17 protein-coding genes are annotated in these 16,269 nt (G+C 68.9%); 8 read left to right on the top strand and 9 right to left on the bottom strand.

Annotated elements, in window-relative coordinates; all coding sequences use genetic code 11:
* Nucleotides 1-146: 146 nt before the first annotated feature.
* Entirely contained in the window at nucleotides 147-545 is a 399-nt protein-coding gene (locus tag V5P93_RS01880; protein WP_104482698.1) for a gamma carbonic anhydrase family protein, read from the bottom strand.
* On the opposite strand from V5P93_RS01880, the gene V5P93_RS01875 reads away from it, so the two are divergent.
* Complete coding sequence (locus V5P93_RS01875) at nucleotides 530-1,516, top strand: TIGR03617 family F420-dependent LLM class oxidoreductase (RefSeq protein WP_104482699.1); 987 nt, start codon at nucleotides 530-532, stop codon at nucleotides 1,514-1,516. The two genes, V5P93_RS01880 and V5P93_RS01875, sit on opposite strands and share 16 nt — an antisense overlap.
* Here V5P93_RS01875 and V5P93_RS01870 read toward each other — a convergent pair.
* On the bottom strand, nucleotides 1,499-2,458 hold the full coding sequence (locus tag V5P93_RS01870) for a hypothetical protein (protein WP_245931686.1): 960 nt from the start codon (nucleotides 2,456-2,458) through the stop codon (nucleotides 1,499-1,501). The genes V5P93_RS01875 and V5P93_RS01870 overlap by 18 nt on opposite strands.
* 169 nt (nucleotides 2,459-2,627) lie before the next feature.
* On the opposite strand from V5P93_RS01870, the gene V5P93_RS01865 reads away from it, so the two are divergent.
* Together V5P93_RS01865 and V5P93_RS01860 are read left to right on the top strand one after the other, a co-directional pair.
* Complete coding sequence (locus V5P93_RS01865; protein ID WP_342752321.1) at nucleotides 2,628-3,608, top strand: hypothetical protein; 981 nt, start codon at nucleotides 2,628-2,630, stop codon at nucleotides 3,606-3,608.
* Nucleotides 3,605-5,344 (top strand): serine/threonine-protein kinase, encoded by a 1,740-nt coding sequence (locus V5P93_RS01860; RefSeq protein WP_104482700.1) that lies wholly within the window; start codon nucleotides 3,605-3,607, stop codon nucleotides 5,342-5,344. Before V5P93_RS01865 ends, V5P93_RS01860 begins: the two co-directional genes overlap by 4 nt.
* Before the next feature lie 236 nt (nucleotides 5,345-5,580).
* On the opposite strand, the gene V5P93_RS01855 is transcribed toward V5P93_RS01860, so the two are convergent.
* The 3 genes from V5P93_RS01855 to V5P93_RS01845 all read right to left on the bottom strand — a co-directional run bounded on the left by V5P93_RS01855 (nucleotide 5,581) and on the right by V5P93_RS01845 (nucleotide 8,218).
* On the bottom strand, nucleotides 5,581-6,708 hold the full coding sequence (locus V5P93_RS01855) for an IS4 family transposase (RefSeq protein ID WP_374066406.1): 1,128 nt from the start codon (nucleotides 6,706-6,708) through the stop codon (nucleotides 5,581-5,583).
* A 107-nt stretch (nucleotides 6,709-6,815) separates the two neighbouring features.
* Nucleotides 6,816-7,475: a phosphonatase-like hydrolase gene (locus V5P93_RS01850; protein WP_245931440.1), complete on the bottom strand. Its 660-nt coding sequence runs from the start codon at nucleotides 7,473-7,475 to the stop codon at nucleotides 6,816-6,818.
* Nucleotides 7,472-8,218, bottom strand: a complete 747-nt coding sequence (locus V5P93_RS01845) for a GntR family transcriptional regulator (protein ID WP_245931441.1) — start codon at nucleotides 8,216-8,218, stop codon at nucleotides 7,472-7,474. The genes V5P93_RS01850 and V5P93_RS01845 overlap by 4 nt, the downstream gene beginning before the upstream one ends.
* 145 nt (nucleotides 8,219-8,363) lie before the next feature.
* Between V5P93_RS01845 and V5P93_RS01840 the strand changes: the two genes are divergently transcribed.
* The 5 genes from V5P93_RS01840 to V5P93_RS01820 all read left to right on the top strand — a co-directional run bounded on the left by V5P93_RS01840 (nucleotide 8,364) and on the right by V5P93_RS01820 (nucleotide 12,980).
* Entirely contained in the window at nucleotides 8,364-9,491 is a 1,128-nt protein-coding gene (locus tag V5P93_RS01840) for a TIGR03364 family FAD-dependent oxidoreductase (RefSeq protein WP_104480745.1), read from the top strand.
* A gap of 94 nt (nucleotides 9,492-9,585) precedes the next feature.
* Nucleotides 9,586-10,488, top strand: coding sequence for a phosphate/phosphite/phosphonate ABC transporter substrate-binding protein (locus V5P93_RS01835; protein WP_104480746.1), 903 nt, complete (start codon nucleotides 9,586-9,588; stop codon nucleotides 10,486-10,488).
* A complete protein-coding gene (locus V5P93_RS01830) occupies nucleotides 10,485-11,318 on the top strand; it encodes a phosphonate ABC transporter ATP-binding protein (protein ID WP_245931442.1) in 834 nt (277 codons plus the stop codon). Before V5P93_RS01835 ends, V5P93_RS01830 begins: the two co-directional genes overlap by 4 nt.
* Nucleotides 11,315-12,127, top strand: a complete 813-nt coding sequence (gene phnE / locus V5P93_RS01825) for a phosphonate ABC transporter, permease protein PhnE (RefSeq protein WP_219824059.1) — start codon at nucleotides 11,315-11,317, stop codon at nucleotides 12,125-12,127. Before V5P93_RS01830 ends, phnE begins: the two co-directional genes overlap by 4 nt.
* 121 nt (nucleotides 12,128-12,248) lie before the next feature.
* Nucleotides 12,249-12,980 (top strand): excalibur calcium-binding domain-containing protein, encoded by a 732-nt coding sequence (locus V5P93_RS01820; RefSeq protein WP_219824060.1) that lies wholly within the window; start codon nucleotides 12,249-12,251, stop codon nucleotides 12,978-12,980.
* A 3-nt stretch (nucleotides 12,981-12,983) separates the two neighbouring features.
* Here V5P93_RS01820 and V5P93_RS01815 read toward each other — a convergent pair whose 3' ends face one another.
* From V5P93_RS01815 to V5P93_RS01800, 4 genes are all read right to left on the bottom strand, one after another.
* A complete protein-coding gene (locus V5P93_RS01815; protein ID WP_104480747.1) occupies nucleotides 12,984-13,613 on the bottom strand; it encodes an MSMEG_1061 family FMN-dependent PPOX-type flavoprotein in 630 nt (209 codons plus the stop codon).
* A gap of 474 nt (nucleotides 13,614-14,087) precedes the next feature.
* The gene (locus V5P93_RS01810) at nucleotides 14,088-14,312 is read right to left on the bottom strand and encodes a MerR family DNA-binding transcriptional regulator (protein ID WP_104480748.1); all 225 of its coding nucleotides are present in this window, start codon (nucleotides 14,310-14,312) and stop codon (nucleotides 14,088-14,090) included.
* Nucleotides 14,313-14,610: 298 nt separating this feature from the next.
* Nucleotides 14,611-15,534: a hypothetical protein gene (locus V5P93_RS01805; protein WP_146108159.1), complete on the bottom strand. Its 924-nt coding sequence runs from the start codon at nucleotides 15,532-15,534 to the stop codon at nucleotides 14,611-14,613.
* A gap of 175 nt (nucleotides 15,535-15,709) precedes the next feature.
* A complete protein-coding gene (locus V5P93_RS01800; RefSeq protein WP_181043642.1) occupies nucleotides 15,710-16,249 on the bottom strand; it encodes a GNAT family N-acetyltransferase in 540 nt (179 codons plus the stop codon).
* Nucleotides 16,250-16,269: the final 20 nt, after the last annotated feature.

The following is a 16,269-nucleotide window of genomic DNA, read 5'->3' as shown; positions in this document are numbered from 1 at the left end:
GGGACCGGGCATATTTCTCCACATCCGGTTCTCGCGCGGACTGCCCCTACCAGGATCCGCGCAGGCCCCGGGGGCACAACTCCCGGAGTCCGGCCAGAACTTCCGGTGCCCGGCACCGCCCACCCATGGCGTGCCGGGCACCGGCTTCACTGCTTTCCGGAGTCCTCGACCGGGCTGGTCCCCGCCGCGTGCCTGCGCGCCAACTCCCGGTAGATCTCCGCGTTGTGGTCGACCCAGACCTTCGGCCCGCCCGCCAGCGGCACCTGCCGCTTCGCCGGGACGCCCATCGCCACCACCTCCGGCGGGACCTCCGTGCCCGGGCCGACCATGGCCCCGGCGGCGATGAGGGTCCGCGCGCCGATCACCGCGCCGTCCTGGATGGTGGCGCCGTACCAGACCGAGGCGCCCGGACCCACGGTGACGTCACCGATCAGGGTCGCGGTGGGTGCGATCCAGGCCGTCGGGTCGCCGCGAGGGCTCTTGCCCTCGAAGGAGTACAGGGGCGTTACCCCACAGTAATGTGGGGCGCATGAGGCTGGACGCAGGCGGTTACGCCGCGACTGTGGTCGAGGCCGGTGAGCGCGTAGTGGCCGCCGAGCGCGACGGCTACGACGGTGTGTGGGTTCCCGAGACGCAGATCGACCCGTTCGTGGGGGTGGCGGTCGGCGCGGACCGCACCGAGCGGATCGAGTTGGTCACCGGGATCGCGGTGGCGTTCGCCCGCAATCCGATGACCGTCGCCGTGCAGGCCAACGACTTGCAAACGCTCTCGGGTGGGCGGTTCGTGCTCGGCCTGGGCTCCCAGGTCAAACCGCACATCACCAAGCGCTTCGGGATGCCGTGGTCGGCGCCCGCCGCGCGGATGCGGGAGTTCGTGCTGGCCGTGCGGGCCATCTGGGCGAGCTTCGAGACCGGTGCGCGGCTGCGGTTCCTGGGCGAGTTCTACCGGCACACGCTGATGACGCCGTTCTTCGACCCCGGCCCCAACCCGTTCGGCAACCCCAAGATCTACCTCGCCGCGGTGGGGCCGTTGATGACCGAGGTCGCCGGTGAAGTGGCCGACGGCGTGCTCTGCCACGGTTTCTCCACCGAGCGCTACCTGCGCGAGGTGACGCTCCCCGCGCTGGAACGCGGTAGGGCGAAAGTCGGTAAGACGCTCGACGGGTTCGACATCAGCGGTCCGGCGTTCATCGCGACCGGCGCGTCGGAGGAGGAGATGACGGCGTCGCTTGCCGAGGCGCGAAAGCAGATCGCGTTCTACGGTTCGACACCGTCTTACCGGCCCGTGCTCGACTTCCACGGCTGGGGCGCCTTGCACGACGAGTTGAACGCGTTGTCCAAGCGGGGTCGGTGGGACGAGATGTCCGCCCTTGTCGACGACGACGTCCTGCACGCGTTCGCCGTGGTCGGTGAGCCCACTGCGGCGGCGACGGAGATCCGCCGCCGCTACGGCGATGTGGTCACCCGGATGTCGGTGCCCTTACCGGTCGCGAAAGCCCTACGCGACGCGGATTAGCGCGGCACCGGCCAGGACGAAGAACACCAGCACGACCAGCGTCCCGGAGTTGCCGCTCGTCGAACTGGTGACGAGCTGGTCGACCGATCCGCTCAGCACGACCCCGCAGTCCGCGAACACCGTGTGCCTGCCCGGCTGCACCCGCTCGAACTCCACCGGCGCGGTGAACTCACCGTTGCCGTCGGACATCGACTCGCCGACCTTGTCGCCCTCGGAGGTGAGGAGAACCGTCCGATTGGGCTCACAACCGGTTCCCTTGGCGACCAAGGGGTCCCCGGGCCGGACGCTCTTGCGGTCGAGCTCCAGCCCCCCGTCGGGTTCCGGGACGTCCGTGACCGGGATCTCAGGCGTCGTGCCGGGCGGCGGGGCCGTACCGTCCGATGTGGACGTCACAGTCTGCGTAGTGGTGCCATCCGTCGAGATCGTTGGCGTTGTGGTGAATCCCGGCCGCGTTGTTATGACCGTGACCGGCGGACGGGTCGTCGAGGAGTTGCCGCCCGGTGGGATGGTCGTCACCGGGGGAACCGTCGTCACCGGCGGTGTGGTCGTAGTGACTGGCGGAACTCTCGTTGTAGTCGTAGTAGTAGTGGTGGTGGGCGGCAATATCGAGGTCACGGTGAAGCGGGTGACCGCGGACGTCTCACCGCAGGTACCCGTGATGGCGTAGGTGCCCGCTTTCGCCGTCCCGGGCGCGGTGGCGCTCACCGAACCGGTGTTGGGCGGCGGCGATCCGGGGGATGACGGGATCGAGGTCAACGCCGAGCTGAACGTGATGATCTTGCAGCCGGTGTTCGGCCGCAGGGTCCACCCGATGGCGAAGGTGGTGCCCGCGGGACCGGCCGCGGGCTTGATCGTCAGGTTGAACGTCACCGCGGCCGGTGCCGCGCCCGCCTGCGAGACGGGGGCCACGGCGAGGAAAACCGCCAGACCCGCAACGGCCAAGCCGGTTAAGCGTCCTCCACTGCGCACGACCGACACTCCTGTCCGTATCCCTGATCCGGCGGAACGCCCCGGACGAGGCCCCGGCCCGTTGTAGCATTCCGCCTCGATCGGGCCCGCCTCAACTCCGGAGTCCTCCATGGGACGTCTTATCGCGGCGACGGTTGCCCTCGTGACGGCCGCGCTGGTGCTCGGCGCGACCCCAGCGGTCGCGCAAGAGGTGGGCGACTCGCTCAGGGTGACGGTCACTCTGGACGGTCAGGACATCACCGACCGCACCGTCACCCTCGACCCCGGGAAACCGGCCGAGCTGTCCGTGACGGCCGAGAACCGGGGCCCGACGGCCCAGAAGGTCCGGCTGATCCGGATCTCCGGTGTGGCCCTGGCCCTGACGTTCTTCGCCTACGACACCAACCTGCCCTTCGAGGTCCCGTCCGGCGGGCGCGTGGTGCGCACGTTCCCACTCGACGTGCGCGACCTCGACGGTCAGGCCACCGGCCTGCTGCCGACCTCGGTGGAACTGCTCGCCGAGGACCGCACCGTGCTCGGCGGCGTGGACACGATCGCCGACGTGCGCGGCACCGTCTGGTCGGTGTACGGCCTGTTCGGCCTGCTGATGCTGGCGCTGACCGCGGCGATCTGGGCCACCGTGCTGTTCGCCCTCGCGCGGCACCGGCTGTCCCCCAACCGGTTCCGCCGCGCGCTGCGGTTCCTGCCCGCGGGCCTGGGCACCGGGCTGGTCGCGGTGGTGACGCTGTCGGTACTCCGTTTGGTGCCACCCGTGGCGCTGGTGGAGATCCCGATCGTGCTGGGCGCCGCGGCGATCGCCATGGTGCTCGGCTTCCTGACCCCGCACCCGGTGCCGCCACTGCCCACACCGGACGCCCCGCTCGACGGTCCGACGGTCGGCATGACGGCCCGCTACACCGGCGCGCAGCCGCCGGTGGTGGCCCAGCCGGAGTACGGCACGCAGGTCACGCCCGCCGCGCCGACATCGATTCACCAGCAGGCGGGTCTGCTCGACGAGTTCATCAAGGACGACCACGCGGGCGCCACCCAGGCACTGCCCGTACCGCCGACCGACGCGACCCAGGCGCTGCCCGCGCCCGGCGCCGCCAAGCCCGATCCGGACACCCCGAGGTGGCCTGAATGACCGCACCCGCCGGGCTCACCGCGGCGCTGCCGCAGTACGCCATCGGCCAGAAGATCGGCTCCGGCGGCATGGGGGTGGTCTACGAGGGCGTGCACCGGTCGCTCGGCAGGCACGTGGCGATCAAGCAGCTGCCATCCGACGTGGTCGGCGACGTCGAGGTCAACGCCCGGTTCGACCGCGAGGCCCGGGTGCTGGCCAGCCTCGACCACCCGCACATCGTGCCGGTCTACGACTACGTGCAGACCGGCCACGACAACCTGCTGGTGATGGAGAAGCTCGACGGCGGCACGGTCTACGACCGCTTCCGCGGCCCCGGCCTGACCGGTGAGCAGACCTGCGCGATCGCCCTGGCCATGCTCGGCGGTCTGCACGCCGCGCACGCCGCCGGGGTGCTGCACCTGGACATCAAGCCGAAGAACCTGCTGTTCACCTCGGCCGGGCTGCTCAAGGTGGCCGACTTCGGCATCGCCCAGGTGGTCAGCGAGGGCGCGACCTTGATGACCCACGCGGGCGAGGTGCTGGGCACCCCGGCCTACATCGCCCCCGAGCAGGCGATGGGCAACGCGCTCACCCCCGCCGCGGACATCTACTCGGCGGGCACGGTGCTGTACGAGCTGCTGTGCGGCGAGCTGCCGTACGACCGCACGCGCGGCGCGGTGAGCATGATGCGGCAGCGCATCTTCAACGACCCGCGACCGCTACCGCGCGTGCCGGACCCGCTGTCCACAGTGGTCATGCGGAGCCTGGCCCGCGACCCGCAGCACCGCTACCGCGACGCCGAGGCGTTCGCCATCGACCTGAGCGCGGCGGCGACGGCGGTGTTCGGCCAGGGGTGGCTGGAGCGCTCGGCGGTGCCGGTGCACCTGGCGCCGCGGGTGAGCGGCGCGATCTCGCAGCAGCTGACCCGTCAGCCGGACCTGCCGACGGTGGTCACGCCGCCGATCCGGGCGACCGCCCAGGACTCGACCCGCACCCTGGACCCGGGCGACTTCCGCGGCAAGCAGCTGCGGCCCGCGCGTGAGCTGATCCAGCAGCCGACCGGCCCCTCGCCGCTGTGGCCCGCGCTCGCGGCGGCGGTGGCCCTGGTCGCGATGGTCGTGGTGCCGTTCCTCGCGCCCAAGGCGCAGGACCACCCGAGCAGCCCGATCACGATCCAGGGCAAGGCCTTGAGCGGTCCCGTCGAGGTGGACCTGACCAAGGAGTTCACCGTCGAGGGGACGATCGAGCGACCCGGGACCGTCAAGTTCGACCTGAACGCCGCGGGCATCCCCTTCGGCAGCTCGATCATGCAGAACGTCCGCCCCGCGGCCGACCGGACCTTCCGGGCCGAGATCACCCCGGACCCGCTGATGCGGTGGCTGGCGGGCGGCGCGGCGACCGGGTCGATCACGGTCGGCGACCAACCCCCGGTGGAGTTCACCCTGGCGTCGTCGGTGCACCCGATGGCCACGGCGATGGGCACCGGCAGCCTCCTGCTGGCCCTGTTCGCCGTGGCCTACGTCGAGTCCCTGATGCGCGCGCTGCGGCGCGGCTACCGCAGGCCCGCCGCGCCGGTCGCGGCGCTGCTGCTGGGTGCCCTGTTCGGCGGTGCGCTGTGGCTGTTCACCTGCGCCCTGTCCAGCCGCGAACCGGCGGCGGGCTACGGCGTCGGCGCGGCGATCGCGGGTGGCCTGGCGGCCGCGGGCTTCGTGCTCGCGACCGCGTGGGCGGCCCGTCGACGGGTCCTGGCGGCCTAGGCGCAATGCCGGTCGGTTAGGTGGTTTCGGCTGGTCGGCGGCGGTGTCGGGTCTTGCTGGGCGGGGTGAGGGTGATGTTCGAGTGAGGTGGTCGGCTGTTTCGGAGTTGTTGTCGGTGTCGTGCGCGTTTGACCGGGAAGTTGCTCATTTTCCGTTTGATCACCCGCGGGTAGCTCCGGTGGCGGCGTTCCGGGTTGATCTCGCTGCCGACCTCGATCAGCAACATCCGATAGTGGTCATCGCTGTGCGTGAGGGGGGAAAGATCCCGGCGCCCAGATACGGGACCGGATGACGCGTACCGTGTTTTTGTGTGAGATCCGATCAGGATCGAGCTTCGCGTGATCGGCGGCGTCGACCTGCACACACATCGTGGCGTAGTGCACCGCCAGATGCGCCCAGAACTCCTGCCGTACCCCGTCGGGCGATTTCGACCGGAAGATCTTCTCGGTATTGAGTTGGACACTCTTGATCTGTTTGAGGAAGCCCTCGATGTCCCACCGTTCGTGATAGAGCGCGGCCAGTTCCTTCGCGGGCGCCAGAAGCGGGTCCAGGATCGTGGTCACCAACCGATACACCTCCTCCGTCCACGGCAATCGGTACTCGATCAGCCGTAGCCGGAAAGATGGTTGGCCCGAACTCCTCGGCGGGGTGATCTCGGCGATACAGGAACCGTCCGATAGTCTCTCCACCGGCCGTGGGGCGAGGTTCGCGGTCACTCTCCACAGCAGGTCGGCGCCGGTATCCACGGCCTTGGCCCAGCGACGGGACGAGTAGATGTGCCGGTCGGCCAACACCAGCATGCCCGGCCGCAATGAAGAGAACATCTCCTCGATCAACATCGTTTCCGCGGCGGCATAGCCATCCATCCGGGCATCGAATACCGCGTGGGTTCCCAACTCGACCACACACGCCGCTTGAATCTGAGGATACGCCGTCTTTCCCTCGCCGCGCCCTGAACCGGGTCGCCCGAACTCGCGATCGTTCTCCTCGGTATCCGGCACCGTGAACGTCGTCCCGTCAACCGCCGTCAACAACCAATCCCCATACCACGCGCCTATCGTCTCCCGGCACGCTCTCGGTCGTATCACCGCCCGCACCGCGGTCTCCATCGGCTCCGAACCCAGACGACGACGAGCATCACCGATCGAACCGGTCGTCGGTACCCGATAGCCCTGCCCTCCACGACCGAACACCGACATGAGAATCTTCATCGTCGACCGGTACGACTCATTCGGGAAAAGACACAAAGCAAGCGTGAAATAGAAGACCAACCGAGCAGGCAATGCGCGGGTCCGCTGTTCCCGACGCCAATACTGGTCAATGACCCGATCGACCAACTCCACCGGAAACGTCCGAGTCAGCACACCAACCGCAGCTCGGTCGGCCAGACCGCCGCCCTCGCGCACACCCAACCCAAGATCCACCACCGCAGGCTACAGCCCCGCCATGACCTAACCGACCGGCATTGGGCCTAGGCGAGCAGGTACGGGATGTCGGCCACCGACGGGAGCAGGTGGGTGTGGCGCTCCCGGCCGAGGGTCTCGGCGTCTTGGGCGCCGGTGAGCACGCCGAGCACGTAGCGCGCGCCCGCGTTGGTGCCCGCGCGCAGGTCGAGGATGGTGTCGCCCGCGGTGAGGACGGCGTCGGCGCGCAGGACGCCGGTGGCCTCCATGGCGTGGAAGATCATGTACGGTGCGGGCCTGCCCGCCGCGACCTCGTCGGCGGTGACCAGCGCGTCGATCGCGGCGCCGACCTGCCAGCCCAGCACGTCGAGGATGCCCTCGGCGACGTCGCGGGAGAAACCCGTGGTCAGGGCCACCTGCACGCCTCGGGCACGCAGCTCGGCCAGCGCCGACTCGACACCGGGCAGGGCCGTGGGCGGTTCGGCCTCGTAGGCGGCGGCGAGGCGCGCGCGGAAGTCGTCGAACACCGTCTCGACCTCGGCCGGGGCGCCCGCGAGCAGGGCCGCGATGGCCTCGCGCTTGTCCGCGCCCATCCAGCGCCGGATGTCGGCCTCGGGCACGGGGCGGCCCGCGGCGGCGGCGACCGCGTCGGCCAGCGCCCGGTACACCGCGCCGCTCTCCTGCACGGTGGTGCCCGCCATGTCGAGTGCGACCAGCTCGATGGTCACGAGGTCTCCTTGAGTACGTGTTGGCCCGCGCGGCCCGTCTGGGCGTTGTCGATGGTGAAGGTGACGAGGTCCGGTCGGTAGCGGTCGTCGCCGTACTCGACCCGGGCGCCGGTGGCGTCGGTGGCGCGGCGGCGTTCCCGCAGCAGCGGCGCGCCCTCCGCGATGGTGAGGTGTTCGGCGTCGACCGCGTCGGCGCCGATCGCGTCGATGGTGTGCCGGGCCGCGCGCAGGTCGACGCCGCGGCCGAGCAGGTGCTCGTAGATCGAGCCGGAGTCGGGGTCGAAGTCGAACAGCAGCCGCCCGACCGGCTCGACGAAGCTGCTGCGCTCCAGCATGGTCGGGATGCCGTCGAGCAGCCGCAGCCGCAGCACCTCGACGACCGGCGCGCCCTCGTCGATGCCCAGCGCGTCGGCGGCGACCGGGCTGGCGCCGCGGCGGGCGACCTCGATGGTGCGCTGCCCCGGTTCGCGGCCCATCTCGCGGGCCCAGCGGGTGAAGGAGAGGAACGTCTCGAACGGCTGGGCGACCGCGGCCTGCCGCACGACCGGCGGTTTACCCTGGCCACCGCCGATCAGGCCCTCGTTGCGCAGCGCGGCGAGCGCCTGGCGGACGGTGCCGCGCGAGGCGGTGAACTCCTCGCAGAGTTGCGCTTCCGACGGCAGGGCGGCGCCGACCGGCAGTTGGCCTCGGCTGATCCGGCCGCGCAGGGCGTCGGCCACCCTCAGGTGCAGCGGTGGGGTCACGGACTTGACCATACGAGTCGAGGACACCCCGCTGTCAAGTTCTGTGGTGCACGGCTCTGAACAGGGTTAACAACGCGGAAACTTGTCTGAACAAGTGGCGCTCACCCCTTGTGATCAAGGCGGGTGGCACCGCACCTTTCTCGGCATGGCACCCCGTACACCTCCCACCGGGCACGTCGACCTCGCCATCGTCGGCGCGGGCGTCGTCGGCCTCGCGCACGCGGTCGAGGCGGTCGAGCGCGGGCTCTCCGTCGTGGTCCTCGACCGCGACGAGCGGGCCGTCGGCGCCTCGGTGCGCAACTTCGGCCACATCTGCCTGACCGCCCAGCACGGGCCCGCGCTCGAGTACGGGCTCGCCGCCCGCGAGCGGTGGCTGGCGATGGCGGCCAAGGCGGGGTTCTGGGTGTCGGAGGCGGGCACGGTCGTCGCGGCCCGCACCGCCGACGAGCACGCCGTGCTCGCCGAGTTCGCCGCCGAACGGGGCGATCAGGTCCACCTGCTCGACGCGGCCGGGGTGCGGTCGAAGCTGCCCCGGGTGTCCGACGAGGTCACCGGGGGCGCGTGGCTGCCGCTCGACCTGCGCGTGGACCCGCGCGAGGCGATCCCCGCGCTGGCCGCGTGGCTGGCCGCGCAGGGCGTCGACTTCCGTTGGCACACCTCGGCAACCGGGGTGGAGACCGGTGCGGTGCACACCACGCGCGGCACCGTCACCGCCGACCGCGTGGTGGTGGCGGTCGGGCACGACGTCGACCGGCTGCTGCCCGGTGTCGCCGAGGCGGCGGGCGTGCGGCGGTGCCTGCTGCAGATGCTCGAAGTGTCCACACCGGACTCGGTGGTGTTCGACCCGGCGGTCCTGACCGGGCTGTCGATGGTGCGCTACGCGGGTTTGCGCGCGTGCCCGTCCGCCGACGAGGTCCAGCGCAGGCTCGCCGCCGACCACCCGGACCTGCTCGAGGTCGTCATGAACCTGATGTTCACCCAACGCCCGGGCGGCGACCTGGTGATCGGCGACACCCACGCCTACGCCACCACCCACGGCCCCTTCGACGACGAGGCCACCGCCGACCTCGTGCTCCGCGAAACCGCCCGGCTGCTCGGCGTCGACCGGCTCACCGTGCGCAGGCGCTGGCGCGGCGTCTACGCGTCGGCCGACGCGGAGTTCCTCGTCGCCCAACCGTTCCCCGGCGTCCGCGTGGTCTCGGTGACCTCGGGCATCGGCATGACCACCGCCTTCGGGCTCGCCCCCACCGTGCTCGACGACCTGCTGCGCTGACTTCCCCTCTTCCCCGCCCGGCATCGTCCCCGACTTGGCGAGCCGGCGCGATCCCCGCTCCCCGCTCACACCTGAACCACAGGAGTTCCCCACCATGAAGCGCATCGTCGCTCTCGCCGTCGCCGCGGGCCTCGCCCTCACCGCGTGCGGCAGCGAGGAACCCGCCAAGCCCGCGGCCGCGTCGTCCGCGTGCCCCAACGGCGAGGTCAAGTTCGGCATCGAGCCGTACGAGGACCCCGCCAAGCTCACCCCGGCCTACCAGGTGCTCACCGGCGCGCTGGAGCGCGGCCTGAACTGCGAGGTCAAGCTGCAGATCGTGCAGGACTACTCGGCCGAGGTGCTGGCCATGCAGAACGGCAAGCTGGAGCTGGCCCAGTTCGGCCCGCTCGGCTTCGTCTTCGCCAACCGCCGCGCCGGCGCCGAGCCGCTGGTCTCCTTCGGTGACGCGCAGGGCAAGCTGACCAGCTACCAAGCGGGCATCTGGGTCCCCGCGGACTCGGCCGTCAAGTCGATCGCGGACCTGCGCGGCAAGACCCTCGCGCTGTCCGAGCCCGGCTCCACCTCCGGCGACGCGCTGCCCCGCGCGGCCATGGCCAAGCTGGGCCTGGACAAGACCTCGGTCAAGCTCGACTACGCGGGCGGGCACCCGGAGGCGCTGCTGGCGCTGACCAACGGCAAGGTCGAGGCCGCCGAGATCAACACCCAGCAGCTGGCCACGGCCAAAGCGGCGGGCAAGTTCGACGAGAGCAAGTTCCGCCAGATCTGGTCGTCGGACCCGATCCCGAACGACCCGATCACCGTCGCGGGCGCGGCCGACCCGGCCTTCAAGGAAGCCGTCCGCAAGGCGCTGCTCAACCTCAAGCCGGACGAGGTCGCCCAGGTCGGCAAGCTGCTCGACGTCGACCCGGCGGGCCCGATGGTGGCCGTGGACAAGAACACCTACCAGCCGCTGTTCGACCTGGCCGACACCCTCGGGCTGACCGAAGGCGACGTGTGATCTCCTACGACCGGCAGGCGGGAGGGTCCAGGCCCCTCCCCGCCTGCCCCACTCCTCCCGAGCAGCAGCTGACCCCGTTGGACACCGCGCTCTCGGTGAGCGGGCTGCGCAAGTCCTACGGCGACCGGCAGGTGCTCAAGGGCGTCGACTTCGCGGTCGCGCCCGGCGAGCTGGTGGTCCTGTTGGGCGCCAACGGGTCCGGCAAGTCGACGGCGCTGCGCTGCGTCGTGGGGCTGGCCGAGGCGGACGCGGGTGAGATCCGGCTGGCCGGGCGGCGGCTGCGCGGGCTCGGCGGTGCCGAGCTGGCCAAGGCGCGGCGCGCGGCGGCCATGGTCTTCCAGCAGATCCACCTGGTGCGCAGGCGAAGCGCGCTGGACAACGTGTGCGCGGGCGGGCTCGCCGGGCTGCCGCTGTCGCGGTCGCTGGCCCCCGCGTTCTTCCCGCGCGAGTTGCGGGAGCGCGCGATGGCGTGCCTGCAACGGGTAGGGCTCGCCGACCGCGCGCACGACCGGGCGGGGAGCCTGTCCGGCGGGCAGCAGCAGCGGGTCGCCGTGGCGCGGGCGTTGTGCCAGGGGGCCGAGGTGCTGCTGGCCGACGAGCCGGTGTCCGCTCTGGACCCGGCCGCCGCGACCCAGGTCATGGCGCTGCTGGCGGAACTCGCGCGGCGCGACGGGTTGGCGGTGGCGGCCGTGCTGCACCAGCCGGACCTGGCGCGCGAGCACGCGGACCGGGTGATCGGGTTGGTCGACGGCGAGATCCGCTTGTCCTGCCACGCTTCCGCACTGTCCGAATCGGACATCGATGCGCTCTACCAGTCGGAGGACTCGTGACCACCACCGAACGCCCGCGCGTGCCGGTGCCCGCGCGCGACCGGAAACCGTTCTACCTCGGTGTCGTCGTGGTCGCCGTCGTGCTCGGCGCAGCGCACGTCGGCGCGTGGCGGGTCACCGAGTTCTCCCCCGGCGCGCTGGTCGACGGCTGGCACGGGATGATCCGGTTCCTCGGCGAGGCGCTGCCGCCGGACCTGGACTGGGCTTCCGTGGTCCAGCCGGGCCTGGAGGCGTGCTTGACCACCCTGGCCATCGGGCTGCTCGGCACCACGCTGTCGGTCCCGGCGGCGCTGCTGCTGGCGGTGCTCGGCACGCGCGGCCGGAACCGGGTGGTGTACCAGGTCTCGCGGTCGGTCATGTCGCTGCTGCGCGCGGTGCCGGACGTGGTGTTCGCGCTGATCTTCGTGACCGCGGTCGGGCTCGGGCCGTTCGCCGGCGTGCTGGCGCTGATCTGCCACAACGTGGGCGTGATGGGCAAGCTGTGGTCGGAGGCGATGGAGGAGGTCGACCCGGGTCCCGCCGACGCGCTGCGGGTGGCGGGGGCGCGGGAGTCGCAGGTGGTGGCCAACGCCGTGCTGCCCGCGGTGGTGCCGTCGCTGGTCGGGCTGCTGCTGTACCGCTTCGACGTCAACGTGCGCTCGTCGCTGGTGCTCGGGCTGGTGGGCGCGGGCGGGGTCGGGTTCCTGATCAACCAGTCGATCCAGCTGTTCGCCTTCGACGAGATGGCGACCTACATCCTGATGGTGCTGGTCCTGATCATCGCCGTCGACCTGCTCAGCGCGGCGGTGCGCCGACGACTGGCCGAATGACGTCTCATCGAACGGGGAAGCGATTACCCCCGTTCGGGTGACTACTGAATGTTCAAGTAACAGTTCGTTGCCAGATACGCGATGCACCCCGCACACGGCTTGGTCCAGAGGGGAGCTTGAGATGTCCACACGGGTGAAGTCCGTAGTGATCACATCCCTGCTCGGCGCCGCCCTGCTCGCGGGCTGCGGCAACCAGGCCGGTGTCACGGCGACGGGCAGCGCACCGCCCGCCACCCCGGCCGCGGGGTCCACGACCACCGAACGCCCAACCACCACGACACCTCCCGCGCCGGCGCAAGCCACGGTGTCCGAAGTGGTCGACGCCCGAACCGTCCTGACCTCGGCGGGCGCGCGGGTCGTGGTGGCGGGCCTCGCGGCCCCGGGGGACTGCTGGCAGGCCGCGGCGGTCGCGTTCGCCAAGGACACGTTGGTGGGCAAGCCGATCCAGCTGACGAACGCGGGTTCGGCCCTGCTCGCGGACGGCACTGACTTCGCGGCCCTGGCCATCGGCAAGGGCATGGGCAAGGCCACGGCCGTCGCCACCACGGCGTTGACCGACGCCCAAGCCGCCGCCCAGTCAGCAGCCCTCGGCCTCTGGGGCGCGCCGTGCAACGGCTCGGACGCTCCCCCGGCCCCACCCGCTCCCCCGGCGCCGCCCAAGACGACCACCGCCGCCCCCAGGGCAGCCGCGCCACCCGAGACGACGACGGAAGAAGAACCCGCCCCCAAACCCGCCGCCTACTACAAGAACTGCGACGCGGCCCGAGCAGCCGGCGCGGCCCCCTTGTACACGGGCGACCCCGGCTACCGCGCCGCCCTGGACCGCGACCACGACGGCGTGGCCTGCGAATAGCCGCTAGGCGAGCCGGTACCGCAACGAGTCGATCTGGTCCTGCCGCACGTCCTCGACCGTGAGCCCCGGGTCCCCGATGTGCGCCTGCGCGATCACCGCCGGATCCGGCTGCGCCGACGCGTCCAGCCAGGACTCGGGCTGCCACACCCTGGACCGCACAAAAGCCTTGGGGCAGTGCGTGAACACCTCCTCGGGCCGCACCACCAACGCGGCCCGCGGCGGGTTCCCCACCGCGGTCAACCCCGCGAGCAACTCGGCCCGCACAGAAACACAAGCCCGCCCATTGACCCGCAACGTCTGCCCACGACCGGGAATGATGAAGACCAATCCCACCCGCCCCGTGGCAACCACGTTGCGAAAGGTGTCCAACCGACGATTCCCGGTGGCATCGGGGATGACCACGTCCCCACTGTCCAAAACAGACACAAACCCCGGCGGCCCACCCCGCGGCGTGGCGTCGCACCGCCCATCGGCCCCGAAACTGGCCACGAACACCATGGACGAGCAGGCGATGAACTCCCGAGCCAGCTCATCCACCCCGGAGATCTCCTTGGCCCGGGCATTCGCCTTCGGGTCCTCGTAGATCGAGCGGAGTTCTTCCTCGGAGGCAACGGCGTCAGCGAAGAGGTCCACTCCCGCCACGCTAGCCCGCCCCGGACCACCCCGTCCTGTGCTTTTCCTCGCCCTCCCGCACAGCAAAGAGCCCTGGTTGCCCCGAACGGGGCAACCAGGGCTCTCGACCTGTGGAGCCGCCTAAGGGAATCGAACCCTTGACCTGTTCATTACGAGCGGCTCGCGGCTGTTTGTTCACCTCGACAAACAGGCTGGTCAGCCACCGCGCATCGTCCTAGACAGTCCACGGCGATCCACGGCGATCTAGGGCCGTAGTCACTCGCTTCGTCGCTCACCGCCACCCCGGCAAACCAGGAAGAGCGGCCGGGACACCCCGGCGGTGTCCCGGCCGCTTGTCCGTGAACCCCGCCCCAGGCAGGTGAAGCGTGACAGCGCGCGGAGCTGTCACCGTCAATGTCACTCTCGTTTTCCCAGGTCACCCTGTGCGGTGTGTCAGAGTGACAGGTGTGACACGCGCCCGGTAGAGCCCACGGGTCATTCGAGGGCGTCCAATCCATCGCCGCGTTGCCTGAGCGCGCGAAGGTCGCGTTGGAGCTGGTCGACGTCCCAACGGGCGTGACCTCCTACCGTCTCGCTTGCCGGGGTGACGAGTCCCGCGCGCCACCAGGCCCGCAGCGTCTCTCGGCTGATCCCGAGTTCTCTCGCTGCGTCTCCGGTTGACACGAGACGTACGGCCACGGGACACAGCCTGCCTGGCATTTCTGGCGTTTGTCCTGGTCACCTGGCGTTAGTGGCGGATCTGGCGATTCTGGCGTTTACTGATGGTTGTCAGGGCTAGCTTTCGACTCGAAAGGGTGCCGTCGTGCGGCTCCTGTGGTGTACCCGCGACCGCCTGGTTCACCTCTGGGTGTCCCCTGACCCCGTGCCTGGCCGCGTCAAGGAGACCATATGCGGCTTGAGCATTCCCGTAGAACTCATCTACGACCGGCGCGGCAGGGTCTGCGCTAGATGCTTGCGTGCTGTTTCAGACATGTCCTGCCGTGCTAAAGCTCACGAGTCATCGTTCATCTCGTTTAAGGCCATCTAGCATCTCTTTCAAGTCAGTAACGTAGGGCGTCGCCCGATGTATTACTAGCAGATCTTTTCGCCATTTACCGATTTCGTCAATAGCATCCCATAGGAATATGCCATTGTTGCCAAAATAGCCCTTATGGACGAATGACTCCAGCTCGTTGGAAATTTGGGTTAGACAGTACTCCCATGAATCGCGCGTAAGCGAATGACTAAACAGCCGTGGTATCCATACGTCTGCCTCGGTGATATGCCAGCGTCCTTCAAGCTCAAGCACTCTAGGACGTACGTAGTTTTGTAGAAAATTCCATCGCGCCTCCATATACGGGCGAACCAGTTCGCGTTCCGTTGCGGTTGGAAGATACTTCCCGAAAGCGGCTTTGGTCTCCTTTAGATCGGCCAAGAGCTCTTGTATTGCTGCTTTCAGCTCGTTCGATGCTGGCCTTCTTGCGGATTCTTGCGGATCCACGAGCGACCAATTCCGCTCGTCCCTCGCTCGCGCATAGGCAGGCAGTAGAACGCGCACTTTAGGCTCGATAGCTTCTGCGGCCCCGGCGAGGTCTTTATATAGGTCGAAACCGTTAGGATAATTCAGAATCTGCGCATCCAGTAAGGTCATCACCTCCTCTATTGAGGCTATCGCGAGATTCATCGTCGAGCGCCACTGGGCCTGCTCTGTCGCTCGACTGATCACATTTTGCAGTACCAAAAGCGCAATCGGTACGCCAATTAACGCTCCGCATGCCGCTGACAATATGTTTGTTAGAAATGGCGCATTCTGCAAGGGGTGGGAGCTGGTGAAGTCGAGAATTACTCCGATTATGGCAGATGTTAGTCCCGTAAGGCCGCACACGATTATCGCAATTGTGGTTTTTCGACCATACCGAGCCGCTCTTTTGGTGCCGCCCATCTCTTCTCCTTGGTGTCATCCGATTCTCCCACGGTTGGAGTCGGGCGCGTATCTAAGCTGGATGAGTGTGCGCCTGTGGACCCTCTACTGCGACCGCTCGATGAGCTATGTAGCGATGCGAGCCGGTATTGAGTAGAGAATACCTTCCGTTCGTGCGTCCTCGGCTCAAGTCTGTCTATCGACCCTTATCTTTGAAGGGTGTCGGGTTGATATCTGGACCCTTGACATTCGGATCGTAGTTCGAAACTTCTTTCTCGAATAGGGTTGCGCTTGGGGTCCAATGGTCGCTCACAGTTCTCACGTACTTGAACCCGAGCGATTCGTAGTACTCATGCAGAGACTTGTTGGTGTTCCACGCATCCAAGACCAGGTACTGGCGCCCGTGTGAACGAGCCAGATCTTCCGCAAAGGCGATCATCTCCTTGCCGATTCCTTGGCCAGCGTGGCTGCGAGGAACCATCATCCGATGGACAATATAGGACTTGCTTAGTTCGTCACCGGTCCACAAGCCTTCGTCGGGCACCAGGTCAATTGCGATGGTTCCAACCGGCTCACCGGAATTGTCAAGGGCGAGCCAGGTCTCTCCTGCCTCAATGGACCTGCTGATGCGACGTTGGAACTCATCGCGAGAGAGGCCAGTACTGTCCCACTGGTCGCTGCCCTTGCTGTGAATCCAGTCGGTCACCTCCCAGCGCCAGTCGGTGATGAGGTCCATGTCGGCGACTGTGGCACGGC

This window comes from Actinokineospora auranticolor (assembly GCF_041897805.1).
Lineage (GTDB): Bacteria > Actinomycetota > Actinomycetes > Mycobacteriales > Pseudonocardiaceae > Actinokineospora > Actinokineospora auranticolor.
The sequence above is the reverse complement of the archived record's forward strand: the minus strand, read 5'-3'. Positions and strand labels throughout refer to the sequence as shown.

Bases quoted from the DNA above. Each gene is read 5' to 3' on its own strand.
- V5P93_RS01835 (WP_104480746.1), top strand. From the start codon at position 9,586: ATGAAGCGCATCGTCGCTCTCGCCGTCGCCGCGGGCCTCGCCCTCACC.
- V5P93_RS01800 (WP_181043642.1), bottom strand. From the start codon at position 16,249: ATGGACCTCATCACCGACTGGCGCTGGGAGGTGACCGACTGGATTCAC.
- V5P93_RS01860 (WP_104482700.1), top strand. From the start codon at position 3,605: ATGACCGCACCCGCCGGGCTCACCGCGGCGCTGCCGCAGTACGCCATC.
- V5P93_RS01875 (WP_104482699.1), top strand. From the start codon at position 530: ATGAGGCTGGACGCAGGCGGTTACGCCGCGACTGTGGTCGAGGCCGGT.
- V5P93_RS01805 (WP_146108159.1), bottom strand. From the start codon at position 15,534: ATGGGCGGCACCAAAAGAGCGGCTCGGTATGGTCGAAAAACCACAATT.
- V5P93_RS01840 (WP_104480745.1), top strand. From the start codon at position 8,364: ATGGCACCCCGTACACCTCCCACCGGGCACGTCGACCTCGCCATCGTC.
- V5P93_RS01810 (WP_104480748.1), bottom strand. From the start codon at position 14,312: ATGCCAGGCAGGCTGTGTCCCGTGGCCGTACGTCTCGTGTCAACCGGA.
- V5P93_RS01820 (WP_219824060.1), top strand. From the start codon at position 12,249: ATGTCCACACGGGTGAAGTCCGTAGTGATCACATCCCTGCTCGGCGCC.